We start from the raw sequence: 19061 nt of genomic DNA, 5'->3' as shown, positions 1-19061 counted from the left end.
CTTCGTCTTCCTTTCATTTTTAAATTCCGGTCCGTTTGGCGCGGATGACCCGGTTAACATTTTCGGCACTCATTAACATCAGGCTCAGGAACAGCAGAACCGTGAACGGGAAAATGGCTACAGTAGTCTTAGCTGCAATAAAGCCGAATAAAGGCGGCAGCAGCGTCGTTCCCGTATAGGCAACAGCCATCTGATAGCCCATGAGACGGGTGGAATTTTCCTTGCCGAAGCGTGCGGGTGTCTCATGCAGCAGTCCCGGATAAATCGGTGCCAGCCCGAGGCCGATCAGGATCAGGCCAACCAGCAGAAAAGAATCCGGGAGCGGCAGCAGCAATAGTATACCTCCCGCTATAGCAATAAGCTGTCCCGAGCGGATCAGTATTTTGTTGTTCACCTTTAACGTAATGAATCCCGAGAGAAGACGTCCGATGGTAATCCCCCCGTAATACATGGAGATCCACGCGGCAGCAGTCTGTGCATCCAGTTCCCGGGTTCCTACAAGAAAGCTGGCTCCCCATAAGCCGACAGTCATCTCTACCCCGCAATAGAACAGAAAAGCGATCAGGGTCGTTTTTACCCCTTTAATCCCGAAAATATTAGCCTTGGCAGATGCTCCGGTTGTATTTTTGTCTTCCACGTAATATTCTGCTTCCGCCTTCGCCCCCGCCTTGTTCTGCTCATGGACAGCGGCGATCCTGGACCATAGCGGGAGCGTTACGAGTAAAATAACAACCAGCGCAAACTGGATGACCGCAACCGCTGCATAACCGCCGCGCCAGGAGCCCTGATCCGCCATATAGAAGGACATAATGATAGGCCCCATTGTGGCCCCTACTCCCCAGAAGCAATGCAGCCAGTTCATATGATGCGCTTTGTAGTGGGCTGCAACATAATTGTTGAGCGCCGCATCAACCGAGCCTGCTCCCAGTCCTAAGGGAATCGCCAGCAGCAGCAGCCACATCAGCGAAGGAGCCGCTGAGAAGCCGAGCAGCGCAGCTGCTGTCATTAAGCAGCTGAGCAAGGTGACTTTACCGGTGCCCAGCCATTCAATCATTTTCCCGCTGGCCAGGCTTGATACAATGGTTCCAGCGGCGATAATCATGGCGATTACACCTGCCGAATCCAAAGATGCATTTAAATCAGGCTGCATAACCGGCCAGGCTGAGCCAAGCAGGGAGTCGGGGAGCCCCAGGCTGATAAAGGCCAGATAAATAATGACAAGAAACCAGGTTGCCATACAATCCCTCTTTCAACATATAAATGTAGTATAAAGACAGTTGCTGTCTGTTAAACCGTGATTTCGATCTGATTATCCTCAAATCCGAGAACGCAGCTCTCATAATAGCCGTCTCCAGTCGTACGGGGACCACTCAGAATAGTATAGCCGGCTTCCTTCAGCTCCTCTGTTAACGCGTCAACCCTGGTTTTGCTTCCAACACTGAATGCCAGATGAATGAGTCCTGTGCGCTTTAGCCCATTTGCCTGCTCCATATCAGGCCTGTTCATAATTTCAAGGCGTGCACCGCCCTCAAAGGCTAAAAAGTAGGTACGTAAGCCGGTGACTGGATTATGGTACATTTCTCCGGGTTTAGCCTGAAAGAAAGTAACGAAAAACTGTTTGGCTGATTCAAGATTCTCTACATACATGGCCACATGTTCTATTCTCATATTCTGGCTCCTCCATTATTATAAGTACTTTATAAAGTGTCTTTATTTAATATGCGCCACCATCCGTCCTTTGTCAATACATTACTAAAATTGTACCGGCATAGGGTCAAGCTTTTGCAAAGTCAGCATGCGCATCCCTGCATCGTAATCAGCCTGAAACGTATTGCTCAGAATCACTTCAGGATAATGCGGCATCGGTTCCCGTGCCTGATAATCTTTCCAGAATTCATTCCAGCGTTCAGCACCTGTCATCTCCTGATAGATCACGATTTGATCCGGTGCAAGAACGGCGTTAACGCTCTGAATAATCCGGCAGGCTGCCTCCAGTAACACTTCATCTCTCATTTCAGCGTACCAGTCAGTCCTTTGCGGCAGAAATTTAATCTCTCCGGCCATACCGTTTTTGCCTCGGATGATATTGCCGTTCAGATAAATGCCCATACCAGGCGGATACTTCTTCGGGAAGTAGATCCCCGTTATACATTGCCCGTCTGCTTCTCCCCGTGAGGCCTGGTAGCCAAACACCGCTGCGTTGACATCATTCTCCACCATAACCGGCAGTTTAAACTGCTGCTCCAGCTCTTCAGTTAACGGAGCTCCCTGCAGCTCGTGGTGACTGGCCACGATGATTCTGCCGTTAACAATCTGCCCTGGAATGCCCATGCCGATTACTTTTACCTGTGGACAGGCACTGAGAAAACCGTGGATAATCTCAACCAAATAATGCTGCTCAAAGGCTGGCAGCACATATTCCTTTTGGTTCACGATCCGGTTTTCCAGATTGATTACAGCTGCAGAAGCAACGCGCTGCCCTTGATTCTCCTTCAAATAAATAACCAGCGCCTGGCTATGATCATAGTTGAACCGGTAGGTCAGGGCCGGTCTGCCTCCGCCGGATGCTGCTGTATGGTCTTCAACAATCTCATTTGATTCCAGCAGCTCCTTGACGAGCGAGTTGACTGTAACCACGCTAAGCTTTGTCAGCGCGGCCAGCTGCGGCTTGGTTGCAGTCCCGGCACGCTTCATCACCTGTCGCACATTATTCAGATTGATTTCCTTCATCAGATAGGCATTAGCGTTCTTCATAATAACCTCTTCCTGGGTTGTAGTAACAAGATCATAGCATATAAGCACCTATCAAGTCTTGACCCCCCTCAAAAGGAAAAAGCCCGGGTCGAAAGACCCGGACTTCTTACATCTATCAGATTATTCGCCCTGGCTCATCCACTGGAAATGGAAGCTGCCCGGCTTGTCAACACGTTCAAAGGTATGTGCACCGAAATAGTCGCGCTGAGCCTGCAGCAGGTTGGCAGGGAGTCTTTCGGAACGGTAGCTGTCATAGTATGCAAGACCGGAAGCAAACGCCGGAACCGGAATACCGCGTTTAACAGCCAATGCCACTACTTCTCTCCAGGCATCCTGGTAGTTATGGACAACATTGCTGAAATACTCATCGAGGAACAGGTTCTTCAGCTCAGGATCACGGTCATAGGCATCCTTGATATTCTGCAGGAAGCCGGCACGGATGATGCAGCCGCCGCGGAAGATCATAGCGATGCTGCCGTAATTCAGATTCCAGCTGTATTCGTCCGAAGCTACGCGCATCTGGGCGAAGCCCTGGGCGTAGGAGGCGATTTTGCTGGCATACAGCGCTTTGCGGACAGCTTCAATGAATTCCTTGGCATCCCCGTCAAAGCTCTTGACCTCAGGTCCCTGCAGACGCTTGCTGGCCGCAACGCGCTCTTCCTTCATCGCAGACAGGAAGCGGGCAAAGACGGACTCCGTGATGATGGACAGCGGTACGCCGAGATCCAGCGCGTTCTGGCTGGTCCATTTCCCTGTACCCTTCTGGCCGGCGGAATCAAGGATCACATCGACCATTGGCTTACCGGTATCCGGGTCTGTCTTGGCGAAGATATCAGCTGTAATCTCGATCAGATAGCTGCTCAGCTCGCCGCGGTTCCATTCGGCAAAGATCTCATGGAGCTCGGCAGTATCAAGCCCCAGCAAATCCTTCAGCAGCTGGTAAGCTTCACCGATCAGCTGCATATCGCCGTACTCGATGCCGTTGTGGACCATTTTAACATAGTGTCCGGCACCGTCCGGTCCGATGTAGGTTGAGCAAGGGTCGCCGTCCACTTTTGCGGAGATAGCTGTCAGAATCGGTTCTACCAGCTCATAGGCATCCTGCTGGCCGCCCGGCATTATTGCCGGCCCTTTCAGTGCGCCTTCCTCACCGCCGGATACACCGGCACCGATGAAGCGGAAGCCCTGAGCCTGAAGCTCCTTGTTGCGGCGCTGTGTGTCAGGGAAAAAGGCGTTGCCGCCGTCAATCAGAATATCGCCCGGCGACAGAAACGGAACCAGCTGCTGAATCGTATCGTCAGTCGGCTTGCCTGCTTTAACCATAATCATGATTTTGCGCGGCAGCTCCAGCGATTGCACGAACTCCTCAATGCTGTAAGCTCCAACGAAGTTTTTACCGGCTGCTTCAGCCAGCAGTTCATCTGTTTTCTCACTCGAACGGTTATATACGGCTACCGAAAAGCCCTTGCTCTCCATATTCATGGCCAGGTTCTTACCCATTACGGCCAGTCCGACCACGCCTATCTGCTGTTTACCCATCCTCAATAAGCCTCCCTTTGTATATTCCGGATTATTAAACCTGCGGAGCTTTCTTCCAGTCAGCTGCGAACTTTTCCAGGCCTTGATCAGTCAGAGGATGCTTGGAGATCTGCTCAATTACGCTGAACGGAATAGTGGCGATATGCGCACCAGCCATGGCTACACGGGTAACGTGGTCCGGGTGGCGGACGGAAGCGGCGATAATCTGGGCATCCAGCTTGTGAATGCGGAACAGCTCAGCAACTTTTACAATCAGCTGAACGCCATCCTCAGAAATATCATCCAGACGGCCGAGGAATGGCGATACATAAGTGGCACCGGCACGGGCAGCCAGCAGCGCCTGGTTCACGGTGAAGATCAGGGTCACGTTGGTTTTTACGCCTTTTTGGGTCAGGTAACGGCAGGCTTCAAGACCCGCAATGGTCATAGGCAGCTTGATCGTAATATTTTTATCATAATTGTTGATCTTGATCAGCTCATCGGCTTCGGCAATCATCTGCTCTGCAGTAATAGCGTCAGGAGTTACTTCAGCGGATACGGATTCCACCTCAGGCACAGTCTGAAGGATTTCAGCGATGCGGTCTTCGAATTTCACGCCTTCTTTGGCAACAAGTGACGGATTGGTGGTAACCCCGGACAGGACTCCGATTTTATACGCTTTTTTAATGTCTTCTACATTTGCTGTGTCGATAAAAAATTTCATTGTGGTAACCTCCAGTTTTTAGTTGAACTATATAAAATGAACTTTTGGCAATCTATAGGAGTACTCTTCCCTAATTTGGTATACTTCAAGTTCATTTTTATCAATATTCGATTTAAAAATTTGAAGCATCCGGCAGAGCAATATCGCTTTCCTCGTCAACCGGGCCATCCAGCCACCAGTGATGTCCGTCCTGCGCCAGCAGCTGATCAGACTCAGCCGGTCCATGTGAACCTGCGGCATAGGAATATAACGGCACGGAATTGCCGGCAAAAGCGTTCAGGATCGGCTGCACCCATTTCCAGGACAGCTCTACCTCATTCCAGTGGGCAAAGAACGAGGGGTCCCCGTTCAGCGCATCATGGATCAGGTTCTCATACGCCTCCGGCACCTCGATGGAGCTGGTATGGAAGTCGATATGCACGGCCTTGAACTTGCCTTTGTTCCGCGGATCTCTGGCCTTCAGCTGCAAAGTAATGCCTTCATTCGGGCTGATCTCGAACACCAACAGATTAGGAATATCATCCTCTTCTACGGTTGAGCTTTGCTTCAGCGGCTCTTTGAATTCGATGACGATCCGCGTCGACTTCTCCTTCATGCGCTTGCCTGTCCGGATATAAAAGGGAACGCCCTTCCAGAACGGATCATCAATCTGCAGTCTGGCGGCAATAAACGTATCGTTCATCGATCCGGCGGAAATACCTGCCTCAGAACGGTAGCCCGGTACAGGTATACCCTTTATAGCGCCTGCGGTATATTGGCCCCGGATAACACTGGCTTCTATATTCGCTTCGTCCAGCGGCTCGAGGGCTTCCATCACTTCTCTTTTCTTAAAGCGGACCTCATCAGCAGAGCTGTCCTTCGGCAAGCGAATCGCGAGCATCATCAGCAGCTGAAGCATATGGTTCTGGAACATGTCTCTTAGTGCTCCGACGTGATCATAGTATCCGGCTCTTTCCTCGACTCCAACCGTTTCAGCAGCGGTGATCTGGACATTGGCAATATAGCGGTTGTTCCAGAGTGCATGCAGCACCGGGTTGGTCTGCTGGAATACGTCCAGCTCCTGCACCATCGGTTTGCCCAGGTAATGGTCAATCCGGTAAATTTCTTCCTCGGTAAAAGCTTTGCTGAGCGTCCGGTTCAGCTCCTGCGCAGACTGCAGATCATGCCCGAAGGGCTTCTCGATGACCAGCCGCTTCCAGCCTTTCGCTGCTCCCAGGCCGCTGGCCTCAATGTTCAGGGCAATCGGCTCGAAAAACTCCGGCCCCACCGACAAATAAAACATCCGGTTAGGAGTAGTGCCCATGCCTGTCTCCAGTTGCTCTACCCGTTCAATGAGATTCACATAATCTTCGGTGTGCCCGACATCCAGCACATTATATCGGAAGGCCTGGAGGAAGCTGCGTACGGACGCTGTGTCCTTCACCTCACGCCGGGAGAAATCCCGGAGCGAACGCTCCACCATGGCCTGGTAAGCTTCATCAGCAACTTCTCTTCTGCCGAGTCCAATTACAGCGAAGGAATCATGCAGCTTGCGGTCGAGAAACAGGTTGTAGAGTGCAGGATATATTTTTCTGCGGGCCAGATCTCCTGTTGCTCCGAATAAAACAAATGTGGTCGCCTCCATCTCGATTCTCCTTCTGCTATGGTTTATCTTTCCTTGTTACACTATAATACAAATACGAGCTATACAAGTAATTAATATATCGTACAGGAGCTATAGACTGTGTCTATGAACAATTTCGAATTATACAAGGTTTTTTATTGGGCTGCCAAAACAGGAAGCCTCTCTCAGGCCGCCAAAGTGCTGTTTATCACCCAGCCGAGCGTCAGCCATGCCATCAAGCAGCTGGAGGACAGCTTTGGCCTTACCCTGTTCAACCGCAATTCCAAGGGCGTTACCCTTACACCGGAGGGAGCCGCACTCTACTCCTACATTGAGCAGTCGCATATCCTCATCACCCAGGCAGAGAAGAAGATGGCCGAGCTCAAAAATCTCGATAACGGCGAGCTGCGCATCGGCGGCAGTGATTCCCTGTTCAAGCACTACCTGCTGCCCTTTATTGAAACCTTCCACCAGCATTACCCCGGCATCCGGCTGCATCTGATCCATGGAACCACCCCGGAAGTCATCTCTTATCTAAAAGAGGGCCAGGTCGATTTGGGCGTCGTCCGCATTCCGATTGCCGATCCCCAGCTTGAGGTGTGGCAGGGGCTCCAGCTGCAGGACTGCTTTGTCGCCGGCAGCAGCCATTACCCGGAGCTGAACGAGAAGGTACTTACCATTGAAGAGCTGCTGCGCCATCCCATCATTCTCTTTTCCCGCAGAAGCCGTGCCCGTGCGGCGGTAAGCGACCTGTTCCGGGGCTACGGCTATGAGCTGAAGCCGGAAATTGAGGTGGGCAGTGTCGGTCTGCTGATCGAATTTGCCCGCAAAGGACTCGGTATCTCCTTCGTAACCCGCGAGTTTGTCTCCAAGGAACTGGAGGAAGGCTCGTTGTTCGAGATTAAGCTGGATGTTCAGCTGCCTCCGGCACAGGTGGGCATCATGACCATGCGCAACATGCCGCTGACCACGGCGGCGAGCAAGTTTATTGAGATTACGGGGACGGTGTGAGGCGTTAGGGCTGCTTACGTTAATAAAAAAGACTCAGCTCGAATTGGCTGAGTCTTTTTTGTGAATCGCTGTGGAATGAAGCTGTGGAGCAAATCAACTAACTATATAGATTGAACTAATAATATTGCTGTTTTGGGATTGCATGTGACTCCAGAGAATGTTTGGACTTCCAGCCGCTGCCCTTCTGCAGATTTCTTGATCATACCCGCTGTTCGCGGTGGAAATCCGCAGACAGCTTATGCTTCCGATGCGGGCTTTTCTGCGAAAAGCTTTCAGGCGGACGCTACCGCTCCTACAGTTCCTAAATTATCCTCCACCACTCTTTCCTTAACATAAATTCTTAAGTTCAATTTATATAGTTCGGATTTATTTCAGCATCTGGTACAGCCAAGACACGGAGACTTTTCCGGAAATCTCATGGCTGCCGGGATGAAGATCATGCGACAGCCGGGATTCGGCATCCCGGGCCGAGTATATCTGCTGCAGCCGGGAAATGGCAGAATGCACGTGCTGAACAGGGAAAATCGGATCATGGACGCCCGATTCAATAAACAGTGCCCTGGGGGCGATTAAACCAACCAGCTCCGGCTGCTCGGCAGCCTGCAAGATCCCGGGCAGATAATTATCAATGCAGTGGTGCATAGCCAGTATGCTGCCGGCAAAGGTGTTCGTCCAGCCGCACAGCACAGCCGCTTTGATCCGTTCATCCAGTGCGGCGGCGTAGGCGGCAATCAGACTACCGCCGGAGAAGCCGAATATCCCGATCCGGGAAGAATCACTATCCGGGCGCATCGAGAGATAATCTACCGCCCGCATCGCTTCATAGACTCTCATTCCGGCAAGCGTCCTGCCGAATAACATAAGCTGTGAAACGAGGGTGCTGCAGGAGCTTGAACTGGAACCGTTCTTTATCTCCTCTGCCACCCGGCGTACCCCAAAGCCCAGGATCTCAGGGATCACGACGATCATCCCCTGCTTAACCAGCTGGACAGCGAACCCGTTGTGTATATCCGGCTCCTCCAATTCCCTGTAATCCGAATTCAGGCCCGCAGCATCAAGCTGTCCGTTGCCATGTCCATGGCAGGCCAGTACTGCCGGCCACGGCCCATTTCCAGTCTTGGGAACCAGCACGATAACGGGCACATGAAGCGCTTCCTCAGTGGAATAAGAAATACGCTCCAGAATGAAATCTTTATATTCAACACGCTCCAGCAGCACAGGATTAAGTGGAGCTGAAGCCTCCGGCAGCTCTCCCAAAGCCTGTTTCAGTCTGCCCATCAGCTAATCCCGCTGTTCGTCCTGTGTCAAGCAGGAATTCCGGCTTCTTCTTGAAGCTTCAGTGCGTTGATATAGGCCCTTTATAAAAGCATCTGTCGTAAAATCCATCAAATTCCTCATCCCTCTGCCTGCTGTTCTTGTTCTGCCCTGCCGAGGCTCTGTCACGGCTAATATTCCACAATATCCAGCTTGAGCGTATTACTTCCTTCTATTATATAAGATTCCCGTGTATCCTCCCGAAGCGCGTGGAATCTGATTCCGTCCACGGTAAGCCGCTCCACATTCCGGATATCCATGAAGGTGGTCCGGCTCCAGTCAGGATAGTAATTCTCTGCAGCTGCCTCCGTATGCTCCAGCCGCATATCATGGACCTGCGGATAAGCAGCAGGGATATCTGCTTTTTGTACGCCACCGGCGCAAGTATACATAATATTTCTAACAGTCAGATCGCGGATCGGATGCTCCCTGCACGCATCAATACGGATACCGTTAAAGGACGGACTGCCCATAATGTCATCTGTGAACCGGTAATGGGTCTTGTACATCTCTTCATCGTCAGTGGCGATGATGTCTGACAGCATAATCCGTTCAAGCGAGCCGATCTCCGGCATGCGCTCTAGTCCGATGGAGGAGCCGATCTCTTCAAGCCGGTTATTCAGCAGAATGAAAACGGGACGGGAAACATTCCGCATAACCAGTCCGGAGGCCACGATATCGCTGATGCTGCCGCCCTCTGTGCATTCAATCTTGATCCCTTCCCGCCAGACATTTTCGAAGGTGCAGTTATGGATCGTGACACTCGAAATATCTCCGATGGACTTCAGTCCGATCCGTATACCGGCGCAGATTGAAGTGAAATGGCAGTTGACGATATGCACATTTTTCATCGGAAAATCCTTACTGCCGGCTTGAAGACAGAGATTATCATCGGTACCGAGGATTTTGCAGCCCGAGATGAACACATTCCGGCATCCGTCATAGTCCAGTCCGTCACCGTTGTATTTTTTATCGTTCCTGATATCGAGATTTTCACACCAGATGTTCTCACTATCCAGAAAGGCGGTCGTCCAGGCAGTCGAGTTATAAAGTCTCAGTCCGGTGACATGAATGTTGCTGCAGCGCAGGAATCGCATCATCATCGGCCGGTAGATACTGCCCTCATTAGGGAATTTCTCAGCGTTGCCGTTAATCTCGCCCTGGCCGGTAATGCTGACATTGACAGCATCCACTGCATAGATGAAGCATCTGTCCATATCCTTCTCATTAATATAGCGGTTATAATGCGTGTCCTCCGCAAAATCGCGGATGTCCGGGCTGGCAAGCAGCACTGCTGAAGGAGTGAGCTGCAGGTTCACATTCGATTTGAGGACAATCGTCCCCGAAACAAACGTTCCGCCGCTTAGCACGACAGTCCCGCCGCCGGACCCATGGCATTCATCAATGGCCTGCTGGATTGCACGGGTATCCACCGTTACCCCGTCGCCAGCGGCGCCGTACCGCTTCACATCAAAGATATCAATCATGGTCCATATCAGAGCGTGCCTGCTCCCTGTTATAGTACTCAAAATAGTCAAAATCGGCAGGCTGGCGGAAGCCGGTTAAATCCTGGCAGCAGATGCCGGCAAAGGACCCGGTGAACCAGCCCTCCTGGCAGGCTTCGTCAGACAAAGTACTCGCATCGAGCACTGGCCCGATAACCTCATATCCGTCTTCACCATCTACAGAATAGGAGAACTGCAGCCTGTCATAATCGACCTCAGCCCGCAGCAGAATCCGCTTTGCGTTATCCGGCAGCGGTACATATCCGGCAGGCTCCGAATAGCTGTTGTTAACGGCGGAGAGAATGCTGATGCACCTGCCCATATCCTCATGATGCGTGACATGGAGATAGTAATAGTTCTGGGTATCATAGATCAGGATCAGGCCGGCCATTTGCTTAAAACTGGAGGGCTCGAATTCAAGCGCGGCCGCTGCCGTGAAGCGATGCTCCTCCCAGCGTCTGGCAATCAGGCTCTGCCGGAACTTCGAGCCAAGCCCTTCGCGGCCGTACAGCCGCAGATAACCGGGCCGTTCGCTCAGTGAATAGAAGGTGGCGTCAAGCGGAACCCGCAGGGACTGGAAGCTGATATCCAGCTCAGCACCGTCAAACTCATCCCTTGTCGGCTTCACCGGGAACGGGTGCAGCGGCAGGTCAGGAGCTTCCACCTCGGTATCAGGCAGCACCGAGCCGTTCGCCAGGCGCAGCCAGCCGTCTTCTGTCCACTCTACCTTTTGCAGTGCCGTTTCACGCCCGAGTGTATATTTCCGCTCTCCTTTTTCCGTCCGGTTCTCCAAGGGACGGCCGCATAAATGCACCATATACCATTCCCCATTTTGGGTTTCGACCAGATCGCCGTGACCCGCCTTCTGCAGCGGCAGATCGGGATTGTCCCTTGAGGTCATCAGGGAATTGCCCTCGTAAGCCTCATAAGGCCCGAAAAGCTCTCTGGACCTCAGCATGCTCTGGCCATGGCCTTCCCCTGTTCCGGTATCCGCAGCGAACAGGTAATAATAGCCGCCCCGCTTATAAATATGCGGACCCTCCAGGTATGTATCCTGGCTCGCATAGATTGTTACAGGAGCACCAAGCATCTTCTGCTCCTCAGCGGAGTATTCTTGAATGACTAGATGACCTCTGTAGCGTTTCGTTACCCGGTGATCGGTTACCATGCTTACGATGTACTTACGGCCGTCCTCATCATGAAACAGGGACGGATCGAACCCGTAGCTGTTCAGATAGACCGGCTCCGACCATTCCCCGCGGATATCGGTCGCAGTTACGAGATAATTAGGTGTGTCGTACATTTTGACATAAAAGGAATTCACTACAGTGTAGATGAGATAGAATGTGCCGTTATCATAAGTCAGGCATGGCGCCCAGATCCCCTGGGAAGCGCCGATGCCGCGCAGGTCCAGCTGAGAGACCCGGTTAAGCGGGCGGGTAATCAGCTCCCAGTTGACCAGATCCCGGGAATGATGAATCTGCACGCCCGGAAACCATTCGAAGGTTGAGGTGGCGATATAATAATCATCCCCGACCCGCAGGATGGACGGATCGGGATTAAAGCCCCGCAGGACAGGGTTCTTAATGCTGTGGCTCATAGTATATATCCTCGCTTTGTTTTAGAGTCGGTTCTGCTCGATGCTATCCGTCTTTTTTACCACAAATACAGGTCATTTCCCTTCAGCTTGAATATCGCTTCCATGAAATAATAATCCCCGTAAATGATCGCATGATGATGCTGGTTGCGCGGCTTGTGATAAGCCTCAGAGCCCCTTTGGATGATGCAGTCATTTTCGTCCGACCAGTCGGATCGTTCATCAAGTGCCCGCAGCAGCTTAAGTGCTGCATTCAGGTACAGCTCACGCTCCAGCTCTCCGACAGCCTTGGCGATCTCAATCAATCCGCAGGCGGCAATGGCCGCAGCCGTATCATCCTCAAGCTTAGGCTCAGCCGGCTGGCGGAAATCGAGCGGAATGACACCGTCCTCCGGGATATTTGCTATGAAATAATGGGCAATCCGCTTCGCGGTCTGGAGATATTCTTCTTTGCCGGTATGGATATAGCTCATCATGAAGCCATACAGCGCCCAGGTCTGTCCTCTGGTCCAGGAGGAGCCGTCCGCGTAGCCCTGACCGCCAAATGTACGTACTACCCCGCCGTAAAAAGGATCGAACTCGACAATATGGTGCACGGAGCCGTCCGGCCGCACGAAGGTAGACATGACCGTGTCGGCATGCCGCATGGCAATTTGTTTAAACCGCGGATCACCTGTCTCCTCGGTCGCCCAGTACAGCAGCGGAATGTTGAACATGCAGTCGATGATAGCCCAGCCTCTGGTATCGCCTTCGTCCAGGTCATTCCAGGCACGGATGAAGCCCCCTGCCAGATTAAACCGGCCGGCCAGCAGGTTGGCGGCATGCAGCGCTCTTTTGCGGGACTCCGGATTCTTGGTCACCTTATAGTTGGCAACACTGGTAGGCAGCCACATGAAGCCCACATCGTGATGCAGGCCGTAGAAATCCTGAAAACACTTGTCGAGCAGCTCTTCGGATCTATTTGCGATTTCCTTGTATTTGTCATTGCCGGTCTCATGGTACATCAGCCACAGCATGCCGCCCCAGAAGCCGTTCGTCCACCAGCAGATGCCGTCGGCATCGAAGCCGCTTACATTTTTCGTCGCCTTGTCGTCATGCGTGCCGTCCACGGTGGTGTACGGAATTTTGTGGCGTGATTTTTCGCTGACGGTATCCAGCTTTGCAGTTATTTTTCCGATAACGGAATCCACCCAATTGCGATCTTTACTCTGTAGCATGTCTCTTTTCCTACTTTCTCTGTTTAGTATGCGGATTTGACTTCATTGTAGGATACCTGTTACGGGATTGGTATGCGACTTTTTCAGGTTTTCCTGCTATTTTTTAAGGACTTTTATGGTGGACAGGTGCGAAAGCATTTGTTCTTGTACTGAGAGTAGCTAATCGGATAGCTAATAAGAGCGGTTATGTTATAGTTAGGCAGAAGGAGTGAGCACACTTGAATATTGTAGAATTGGATGCAGTACACAATCAGCGGGAAATAACGAGGTTACTGGAAGAGCACCGCCATGGTGCGGATAGCAGCATTCCAGCCTATGAGCGGACAATGCTCTCCCTTGCGGCTTACGAGAATGACAGCTTTGCGGGCGGAGTAACAGGAGATGTGGCCTGGAACATCCTGAATGTGCACCTGCTGGCAGTCGATCCTGCCTATAGAGGAACCGGTCTAGGGGGTACCCTGCTCGCAGAAATTGAAAACCGTGCCCGGCAGCTCGGCTGCAAAGTAAGTGAGCTGACCACCATGAGCTGGCAGGCGCCGCACTTCTATCAGAAACAGGGCTACGAGATTTTCGGCGAGATCAAGGATTGCCCGAATGAGGGGCATACGAAGTATTATCTGAAGAAGCGGCTTTAAGGACCGTTTCTTGGGGGATTTGCTGCTGCTCGGAGGAGAGCCGCTGGGGGTCAGACTGGGATTTAGTGAATCAAAGGGATTTTTCCCTTTGATTTCGCCAATTCGCCTGCTGCGGGCGGAATCAAGGGCATTTTTGCCTTTGATTTCGCCAATTCGCCTGCTGCGGGTGGAATCAAGGGCACTTTTGCCTTTGATTTCGCCGATTCGCCTGCTGCGGGCGGAATCAAGGGCACTTTTGCCTTTGATTGTTTCACCCCTTCGCCTGCCCTGGTTGAAGGGATGAAAGTTACTTTTCCATCTATTCTTCAAACCATCCACTTACCACTATTTTCCACATACTATCTACTATTACTATTTTCTATCTACTATTACTATCTCCTATTTACTATCTACTATTTACTATCTATTCCCACTATCTACTCTATCCCCTCCTATCCCCTTACCTTTGTCTGAACGAAAACAGGCCCCCGGAAAACCCGGGGACCTGTAGCTATAATAGAATTAGTGCACACCATTCTGTTGCAGTATCCATCCTGCATAAATCATCCATTACTCAAACATCAACGATTGTACATCACTAACTGTGCATCACTTACTATACCTCATTCACCGTACATCAGTTAACCGACTTATCATACTGCAGGTACACAACCTGAGTCTGCAGATACTCGTTCAAGCCGTGTTTGCCGTCTGCACCGCCGATGCCGGATTTGCGCCAGCCGGCGTGGAAGCCCTGCATTGCTTCGAAGTTCTCGCGGTTGATGAAGGTTTCCCCGTACTTCAGCCGTTTGATTACTTTCATCGCCACATTCAGGTTCTGCGTATAGAGCGACGAGGTCAGGCCGAATTCGCTGTCATTGGCCAACTCGATCGCTTCATCCAGAGTTGCGAAGGTTACAATCGGGATAACCGGACCAAAGATCTCTTCCTGCACAATTTCCATCTTGTTAGTAGCATCGGCAATGACCGTCGGCTCAAAGAAGCTGCCTGTGCCTTCGACTTTTTTACCGCCCAGCAGAACCTTCGCACCTTCTTCGACAGCCCGGTCCACTTTCTGCTGAACAGAATCCTGTGCGGCCTTGTTGATCAGCGGTCCCATCTGGATGCCGGTATCGACCAGAGGATTACCGTACTTCACGGCCTTCATGGCCTCAACCAGCCGGGCGGTGAATTCATCCTTGATCGATTCATGGACATACACGCGCTCGGCACAGTTACACACCTGGCCTGTATTGATGACGCGGGAATCAACGATCGCTTTAACCGCCAGATCCAGATCCGCATCCGCCATGACAATCGCCGGCGCTTTGCCGCCAAGCTCAAGGCTGACCTTGATAATGTTCTCGGCTGCGGCCTCCATTACCTTTTGCCCGGCCGGAACGCTGCCTGTCAGGCTGACCATGCCGACCTTCGGGTTGCTGGCCAGCTCATTGCCGACCTCGCCGCCTCTGCCTGTAACAAGGTTGTATACACCCTTTGGCAGGCCGACTTTATCTACAATTTTGGTAAAAGCTATCGCATTATTAGGTGACTCAACACTAGGTTTAACTACGATCGTGTTGCCGGTAATCAGGGCTGGTGCCATTTTTCTGGCGATCAGGAAGAACGGGAAGTTCCATGGCAGAATTCCTGTAGTTACCCCGATGGCCCGCTTGAACACAAAAATATTCTCGTTATCGCGGTCACTCTGGACAATTTCACCCTCGTAGCGGCGTGCCCATTCAGCCATGTAATCCAGGTAGTCTGCCGTAAAATGGACTTCCACCGTGGATAGCTCCAGCGTTTTGCCTACTTCCTCAGAAATAAGTCTGGCAATACTGTCCGCCTCAGCACGGATTCCGTCTGCAATCGCATGCAGATACTTTCCTCTTTCGACTGCAGGGGTTTCTTCCCAGGCTGATTGTGCTGCATCTGCAGCATCAATGGCACGCACGACATCATTTTTGGTCGCTTTGGGTACCTGTGAAATGACTTCATCGGTTGACGGGTTGGTGACATCCATCCACTCTTGGGTTTCTGATTCGGTAAATTGGCCGTTGATGTACATCAAATGCTTTTCCACTGTTACTCCCCCTCAAGATAAATTATTCCATCACTTCATCCCTAGTGTAAACGCTAACAACATTTTATGTCAACAACATACACATTTTCCGTGTGTTTTTATGTTGTTTTTCATTGACTTCTTGAGTTAAGCTATAATTACCAACGTTGCGATTGGAGGAACAGGAATGAAAGTAAGCATCTTTTCGACTTGTTTAGTAGATCTTATGACCCCGGCAGCGGGAAAAGCAATGGTTGAGGTCCTTGAAAGGCTTGGCTGTGAGCTTGATTTTCCGGCTTCGCAGGTCTGCTGCGGCCAGCCCACGTATAACAGCGGGTATCTGGAGGATTCCAAGCTGGCTATGAAGAATATGATGCTCGCCTTTGAGCATTCAGATTATGTAGTCGGTCCCTCCGGCTCCTGCATCGCCATGTTTCATGAGTATCCCAAGATTTTCAAAGGTGATCCGGACTGGGAATTGAAAGCGGTTGCCTTAAAAGAGAAATCGTATGAGTTCACCCAATTTATCGTCAGAGTGCTGGGAATCACGGATGTCGGAGCACGGCTTGAAGGCACAGCGACCTATCACCGGTCCTGCCACATGACAAGACTGCTTGGTGAAAAGGAAACCCCTTATCTGCTGCTTGAGCAGGTCCGCGGATTGGAGCTTGAACCGCTGAAGAATAGCGACAACTGCTGCGGCTTTGGCGGCACCTTTTCGGTGAAAATGCCGGACATCTCCAGCCAGATGGTGGATGAAAAATGCGAAAGTGTGGTTGAAACCGGAGCGGATATACTGATCAGCGCGGATATGGGCTGCCTGCTCAATATCGGCGGCCGTCTGTCCCGTAAAGGAGTTCCAGTAAAAATTATGCATATTGCAGAGGTGCTGAACCATACCGGCGAGACAGCCGAAGTCAAAGGAGGCATCCCCTCATGAGCCTTAAGACTGATAAAAGAGAGTTCGGCGAGCGGACAGCAGACGGCATCGGCAACACTTTTATGCGCAGCGCCGTAAGCTCCGCACAGGACAGTCTCAAGACCAGACGGCTTACTGCGGCTACTGCGCTCGGTGACTGGGAGGCATGGCGGCTTGTCGGCCAGACCATCCGCCAGCATACACTTAAGAACCTGGATTTTTATCTGAACCAGCTGGCTGATAATATTGAAGCCAGAGGCGGCCATATCTATTTTGCCGCAACCAAGGAAGAGGCCAGCAGCTATATCCGTGACGTTGTCGTCTCGAAGCAGGCCCGGAAAATCGTCAAATCAAAGTCCATGGTTACTGAGGAAATTGAAATGAACAAGGTGCTGATTGAAGCCGGCTGTGACCTGATCGAGACTGACCTTGGCGAATATATATTGCAGATCGATGACTGGGACCCGCCGTCACATATTGTGGCTCCTGCCCTTCATAAAGACCGCAACCAGATAAAGCGGGTATTCACAGAAAAGCTTGGCTATACAGGAGATGAAAGCCCGGAGAGGCTGGCCCGCCACGCCCGTGCAGTGCTGCGCCAGAAGTTTCTGGAGGCGGATGTCGGAATTACCGGCTGCAACTTCGCCGTAGCCAATATGGGCGCGATCAATCTGGTAACCAATGAAGGCAACGGTGACCTGACAGCCGCCATTCCCAAGACGCAGATCGCAGTAATGGGGATGGAGCGGATCGTTCCGACTATGGAGGAAATGGAGGTGCTGGACAATCTGCTTTGCCGGAGCGCTGTCGGACAGAAGCTGACCAGTTACATCACCGTCATGGGGCCCAAGGCACCCGGAGAAAGCGATGGCCCCGATGAATTCCATCTTGTTGTCGTCGATAACGGCCGCTCCGAGATTCTGGGAAGCGAATTCAACGAGGCCCTGCAGTGCATCCGCTGCGGCGCCTGCCTGAATGTCTGCCCTATCTACCGTCATATCGGCGGGCATGCTTACGGCTCCATCTATCCGGGCCCGATCGGAGCGGTCATTACGCCGCTGCTCGGCGGATACGATGATTATAAGGAGCTGCCCTTTGCTTCCAGTCTATGCGGGGCTTGTACAGATGTATGTCCGGTCAAAATCCCGCTGCACGAGCAGCTAATCATGCATCGGCAGAATATCGTGAAAGAGAAGCGGACCAGCGCTGCCGACCGCTTTCAGATGAAAGCGGCAAGCCGCCTGCTCTCCTCCCCCTCTTTGTTCGGGAAGGTGCTGCGTCTGGCCAATCCGGGCAGCCGGATGATGAGCAAGCATGGCCGGATTGTCAGAGGACCAAGCCTGATCCAGGGCTGGGTCGGCGTTCGTGATCTCAATCAGCCAGTCAAGCAAGCGGACAGCTTCCGCACCTGGATGAAGGAACGTCAGGGAGGTACAAAACAATGACTGCCATACACCAAAACAACAACAGGGAATCCTTTTTGAACCGGGTGGCTTCCAGTCTCGGGCGGGAGCGCGCTTACAACGTTCAGCGACCGGATATCAAGGGAATGATGCCTGACAGCTATGGGACTCTTACGGGTGCCGATCTGATTGAAATTTTGAAGGAGCAGTGCTTCTTCATCCATACCCAGCTGATTGAATCCACACCAGAGATTCTGCAGCAGACGCTTGATGATCTGATCGCAGCCAACGGCGGCGGACCGGTAATAACTTCGGGGGATCCGAGGTTTGCCCGCTACGATCTGAGCTTTCCGGGTTCAACGGAATGGTCGGATGCTGCCGGCCGCGAGGATAATATCAGCCGTTCAGAAGCGGCCAATACCGTAGTCGTATTCGCAGATTATGTACTGGCCGAATCGGGAACGATCGTCGTGGAAAGCCGGCCGGATCAGGGGCGTGCCCTTCACTTTCTGCCTGAGCATTATATCGCCATAATTGAAAGAGAACGGATCGTGCTGCGTTCCACACAGGCTGCGGCAGCATTGAACCGGCGGATTGAAGCAGGAGAGCCTGTTGGCTCCTCCATCAACTTCATCTCCGGACCTTCCAATTCAGCGGACATAGAAATGCAGCTCGTAGTCGGCGTGCACGGTCCGTTAAGAGCTACCTATGTTCTTATTTGAATACTAACTTTGCCTGGCAGCCAGCAGGAATAAGCAGAGCAGAATTCTTCCGGATCAGCGGAAGAATCTCTGCTCTGCTTTATTTTTACTGATGCTGA

17 protein-coding genes are annotated in these 19061 nt (G+C 51.9%); 6 read left to right on the top strand and 11 right to left on the bottom strand.

What is annotated here, in order from left to right:
* Positions 1-19: 19 nt before the first annotated feature.
* The 6 genes from AC4G46_RS16405 to zwf form a co-directional block, all read right to left on the bottom strand.
* The gene (locus AC4G46_RS16405; protein ID WP_491123665.1) at positions 20-1237 is read right to left on the bottom strand and encodes an MFS transporter; all 1218 of its coding nucleotides are present in this window, start codon (positions 1235-1237) and stop codon (positions 20-22) included.
* 50 nt (positions 1238-1287) lie between these two features.
* Positions 1288-1668: a VOC family protein gene (locus AC4G46_RS16400; RefSeq protein ID WP_491123664.1), complete on the bottom strand. Its 381-nt coding sequence runs from the start codon at positions 1666-1668 to the stop codon at positions 1288-1290.
* 84 nt (positions 1669-1752) lie between these two features.
* A complete protein-coding gene (locus AC4G46_RS16395) occupies positions 1753-2754 on the bottom strand; it encodes an ROK family protein (RefSeq protein ID WP_491123663.1) in 1002 nt (333 codons plus the stop codon).
* A gap of 120 nt (positions 2755-2874) precedes the next feature.
* Positions 2875-4293, bottom strand: a complete 1419-nt coding sequence (gene gnd / locus AC4G46_RS16390) for an NADP-dependent phosphogluconate dehydrogenase (RefSeq protein WP_491123662.1) — start codon at positions 4291-4293, stop codon at positions 2875-2877.
* Between the two features lie 34 nt (positions 4294-4327).
* A complete protein-coding gene (fsa, locus tag AC4G46_RS16385; RefSeq protein ID WP_491123661.1) occupies positions 4328-4996 on the bottom strand; it encodes a fructose-6-phosphate aldolase in 669 nt (222 codons plus the stop codon).
* A gap of 112 nt (positions 4997-5108) precedes the next feature.
* The gene (zwf, locus tag AC4G46_RS16380) at positions 5109-6620 is read right to left on the bottom strand and encodes a glucose-6-phosphate dehydrogenase (protein ID WP_491123660.1); all 1512 of its coding nucleotides are present in this window, start codon (positions 6618-6620) and stop codon (positions 5109-5111) included.
* A gap of 105 nt (positions 6621-6725) precedes the next feature.
* Here zwf and AC4G46_RS16375 point away from each other — a divergent pair, with 105 nt between their 5' ends.
* Positions 6726-7610 (top strand): LysR family transcriptional regulator, encoded by an 885-nt coding sequence (locus tag AC4G46_RS16375; protein WP_491128900.1) that lies wholly within the window; start codon positions 6726-6728, stop codon positions 7608-7610.
* 366 nt (positions 7611-7976) lie between these two features.
* Here AC4G46_RS16375 and AC4G46_RS16370 read toward each other — a convergent pair whose 3' ends face one another.
* The 4 genes from AC4G46_RS16370 to AC4G46_RS16355 all read right to left on the bottom strand — a co-directional run bounded on the left by AC4G46_RS16370 (position 7977) and on the right by AC4G46_RS16355 (position 13243).
* A complete protein-coding gene (locus AC4G46_RS16370) occupies positions 7977-8888 on the bottom strand; it encodes a dienelactone hydrolase family protein (RefSeq protein WP_491123659.1) in 912 nt (303 codons plus the stop codon).
* 167 nt (positions 8889-9055) lie between these two features.
* Positions 9056-10411, bottom strand: a complete 1356-nt coding sequence (locus AC4G46_RS16365; protein WP_491123658.1) for a glycoside hydrolase family 28 protein — start codon at positions 10409-10411, stop codon at positions 9056-9058.
* On the bottom strand, positions 10404-12029 hold the full coding sequence (locus tag AC4G46_RS16360; RefSeq protein ID WP_491123657.1) for a glycoside hydrolase family 43 protein: 1626 nt from the start codon (positions 12027-12029) through the stop codon (positions 10404-10406). Before AC4G46_RS16360 ends, AC4G46_RS16365 begins: the two co-directional genes overlap by 8 nt.
* Before the next feature lie 56 nt (positions 12030-12085).
* Positions 12086-13243 (bottom strand): glycoside hydrolase family 88 protein, encoded by a 1158-nt coding sequence (locus tag AC4G46_RS16355; protein ID WP_491123656.1) that lies wholly within the window; start codon positions 13241-13243, stop codon positions 12086-12088.
* Positions 13244-13461: 218 nt separating this feature from the next.
* Here AC4G46_RS16355 and AC4G46_RS16350 point away from each other — a divergent pair, with 218 nt between their 5' ends.
* Positions 13462-13878 carry a GNAT family N-acetyltransferase gene (locus tag AC4G46_RS16350; protein WP_491123655.1) on the top strand — a complete coding sequence of 139 codons (417 nt, stop codon included), beginning with the start codon at positions 13462-13464 and terminating at the stop codon, positions 13876-13878.
* Positions 13879-13888: 10 nt separating this feature from the next.
* On the top strand, positions 13889-14161 hold the full coding sequence (locus AC4G46_RS16345; RefSeq protein ID WP_491123654.1) for a hypothetical protein: 273 nt from the start codon (positions 13889-13891) through the stop codon (positions 14159-14161).
* Between the two features lie 333 nt (positions 14162-14494).
* Here AC4G46_RS16345 and aldA read toward each other — a convergent pair whose 3' ends face one another.
* A complete protein-coding gene (gene aldA, locus AC4G46_RS16340; RefSeq protein ID WP_491123653.1) occupies positions 14495-15940 on the bottom strand; it encodes an aldehyde dehydrogenase in 1446 nt (481 codons plus the stop codon).
* Positions 15941-16106: 166 nt separating this feature from the next.
* Between aldA and AC4G46_RS16335 the strand changes: the two genes are divergently transcribed.
* From AC4G46_RS16335 to AC4G46_RS16325, 3 genes are read left to right on the top strand one after another with little or no spacing between them, the layout of a single operon-like run.
* Positions 16107-16859: a (Fe-S)-binding protein gene (locus tag AC4G46_RS16335; RefSeq protein WP_491123652.1), complete on the top strand. Its 753-nt coding sequence runs from the start codon at positions 16107-16109 to the stop codon at positions 16857-16859.
* A complete protein-coding gene (locus tag AC4G46_RS16330; RefSeq protein WP_491123651.1) occupies positions 16856-18283 on the top strand; it encodes a LutB/LldF family L-lactate oxidation iron-sulfur protein in 1428 nt (475 codons plus the stop codon). Before AC4G46_RS16335 ends, AC4G46_RS16330 begins: the two co-directional genes overlap by 4 nt.
* Positions 18280-18963 carry a LutC/YkgG family protein gene (locus AC4G46_RS16325; RefSeq protein ID WP_491123650.1) on the top strand — a complete coding sequence of 228 codons (684 nt, stop codon included), beginning with the start codon at positions 18280-18282 and terminating at the stop codon, positions 18961-18963. Before AC4G46_RS16330 ends, AC4G46_RS16325 begins: the two co-directional genes overlap by 4 nt.
* Positions 18964-19061: the final 98 nt, after the last annotated feature.

The sequence above is a fragment of the Paenibacillus sp. fava2 genome, assembly GCF_058313675.1.
This window is presented reverse-complemented; position numbering and strand designations above follow the sequence as displayed.